At 72.1% G+C, this 3,011-nt stretch carries 1 protein-coding gene; it reads right to left on the minus strand.

What is annotated here, in order from left to right:
- Nucleotides 1–3,011, minus strand: a 3,011-nt coding sequence (locus tag ACLZN2_RS50685; RefSeq protein ID WP_416987034.1) for a non-ribosomal peptide synthetase, incomplete at both ends; no start/stop codon positions are given.

The following is a 3,011-nucleotide window of genomic DNA, read 5'->3' on the forward strand; positions in this document are numbered from 1 at the left end:
GGCGCGGGCAGCGCCGCCCGGTCCAGCTTCCCGTTCACCGTCAGCGGCAGGTCATCCAGCACCACCACCGCCGACGGAACCATGTACTCCGGCAGCCGCCCGCCCACGTACGCACGCAGCTCACCGCCTCCCACACCGTCTCCCTCAGGAACGACATAGGCGACCAGACGCCTGTCGCCGGGGACGTCCTCGCGGGCGATCAGCACCGCCTGCGCCACCCCCGGATGCGCCGCCAGGACGGCCTCGACCTCACCCGGCTCGATACGGAAGCCACGCACCTTCACCTGATCGTCCGCCCGGCCCACAAAGGCAAGCTGTCCCTCCGCGGTCCACCGGACCAGATCCCCCGTCCGGTACATCCGCTCCCCCGGATCACCGAAGGGACAGGCCACGAACCGCTCCGCCGTCAGCCCCGCACGACCGTGATACCCACGGGCCAGCTGAGCCCCGGCCACATACAGCTCGCCCGCCACCCCCGGCGGCACCGGCCGCAACCGCCCGTCCAGCACATAGACACGGGTGTTCGCCACCGGCCCGCCCACCGGCGGTGCACCTGCCGCAGCAGCGTCCACGGGTCCGGTGGTGACCATGACCGTCGCCTCGGTCGGCCCGTACGTGTTCACCAGCACCCGGCCGTCGGCCCACTCCCGCGCCAGCTCGCCGGTCAGCAGCTCCCCGCCCACCAGGACCCGCGACAGCCCCGGCACCGCCGCCGGATCGACCACGGCGAGCAGCGAGGGAACCACGCTGGCCACCTCCACGCCCGTCCGGTCCATCAGCGCGGCCAGCAGTTCGGCGTCCGCCCTCTCGTCCGCCGTGGCCACCACCAACCGCGCACCCGACGCCAGCGCCACCGCCACGTCCAGCACGGAACCGTCGAAACCGAACGACGCGAACTGCAGCACGCCGACCCCGGGACCGGCCCCCAACACCGGGCCCAGTCCCGCCACCAGATTCACCAACGCGCCCTGGGACACCACCACGCCCTTCGGTGCCCCGGTCGACCCCGACGTGTACATCACGTAGGCCGCCCGCAAGCCCATGGGCGCAGGCCCGCTCCGTTCCCCGGCCTCGACCACCGGCTCCGCCAGGACCGTCGGGTCGTCCATCGCCACCACCGGCACCGCGACACCCGCGGGCAACCCGCCGGCCAGGCTGCTGGTCGTGACCACACACACCGGCTCCGCGTCCGCCAGCATCAACGCCACGCGCTCCGGCGGATACGACGGATCGACGAACACATACGCACCCCCCGCCTTCCACACAGCCAGCAACGCCACCACCACGTCCACCGACCGCTCCGACACCACCCCCACCACCGACTCGGCCGCCACCCCACGACCGGCCAACACCCCCGCCAACCGCTCCACCCGGTCGCCCAGCTCCGCATAGGTCAGACATGCGTCCCCGCACACCACCGCCACCGCGTCCGGAGTCCGCGCCACCTGCGCCTCGAACAACTCCGGAAACGTCACCCCCGGCACCACCGCACCCGTGTCGTTCCAGCCATCCACAACCCGGTCACGAACGGGCTGGGGCAACACGTCAAGGCCATCCAGCGCCGTGGCCGGGGCAGCGTCCACCGCCCCGATCAGCTCCTCGACCGCCGTGTGCAGCAGCCCGCACACCAGCCCGGCATCCGCCGGAGCCACCGCGTCGACAGCCAGCACGAACCCGGTGCCCAGGTCGTCCACGGCGACTGCCAGCGGATAGTTGGTCCGCTCCTGCGCGAACAGCAGCTCGACCCCCTCGGCGCCGACTTCCCCACCTCCACCGCTCGCGGACCGGCCACCGTGCCGGTAGTTGAACAGCGAGCTGAACAGTGGGGCGGAGGCGGGGACACCGCTCTCCTTCTGCGCAAGAGCCAGCGGGGCGTGCTCGTGCACCAGCAGGCCGGCCAACTGCGCCTGCACCGCCCGCACCGCACCCATCACATCCGAGCCCGCGACATCCACCCGCACCGGCAAGGTGTTGATGAACGGACCCGGGATCCGCAAGGCGTCCGGTCCGGCGCTCATCCGGCCCAGCAACACCGTCCCGAACACCACGTCCGTACGCCCGGACAGCGTCGCCAGTACGCGCGCCCACGCCACGTGGAACAGCGTCGCCGGAGAGACCCCCAGCCGGCGTGCCTGCTCCCGCGCCCGCTCCGCCAGGCCGTCGTCCACGCTCAACCGCTCCGACCGCGCACCGGTCCCGTCGCCATGAGCATCGGACAGACCGAACGGCAGCGTCGGCTCCGTCACATCGCCGAGCAGACCGGCGAAGTACTCCTCATGCTCGGCATGGGAGACCTCCCGCCGGGCCTGGGCGACGAAGTCCCGGAAGGGCAGCGGCGCAGGCAGTTCGTCCCCACGCCCCGCCATCAACGCCTCGACCTCACCCAGCATCACCTCCAGCCCTGTGTGGTCCTGCAAAAGGTGGTGCACCTGCACCGCCGCAAGCCACCTGTCGCTGCCCGGGTCCGCCGCCACATGCACCCGCACCAACGGCGCCCGTCGCAGGGCCATCCACGAGCCGGCCGCCGTCAGCAGCCCGGCCGCCGCATCCCCGTCTCCGGGAAGGGTCACCTCGGTCACCGGTACGACCGCGCGGCGCCACACCACCTGCACCGGCTCGGGCAGCCGCTCCCACACCACCCCGGTGCGGTAGATGTCGTGCCGGTCCACCACCTGCTGCAGCGCCGACAGGAACCCGTCCAGCCGCTCACGACCGTCAAAGCCCAGCACCATCGACATCAGATACGCATCCGCCTCACCGGGCTCGGCGAGCAGGTGGTGAAAGAAGATGCCCTCCTGCAAGGGGGCGAGCGGATACACGTCCGCCACGTTCGCCGCCCCGCCCTCGACCGCCGCGCACACCAACTCCACGTGCTCCGCCGTCAGTTCCACGAGCGGCAGCATCTCCGGGGTGATCGCCTCCGCACCCTCCGGAATACCGTTCGGCGGCACCTCCACCACACCACCGCCGTCGCCCGCCGCGGCCAGCGCCGCCGGAGTGGGTGCTTCGAA

The sequence above is a fragment of the Streptomyces sp. T028 genome, from assembly GCF_048159505.1.
In the GTDB taxonomy this organism is placed as follows: domain Bacteria; phylum Actinomycetota; class Actinomycetes; order Streptomycetales; family Streptomycetaceae; genus Streptomyces.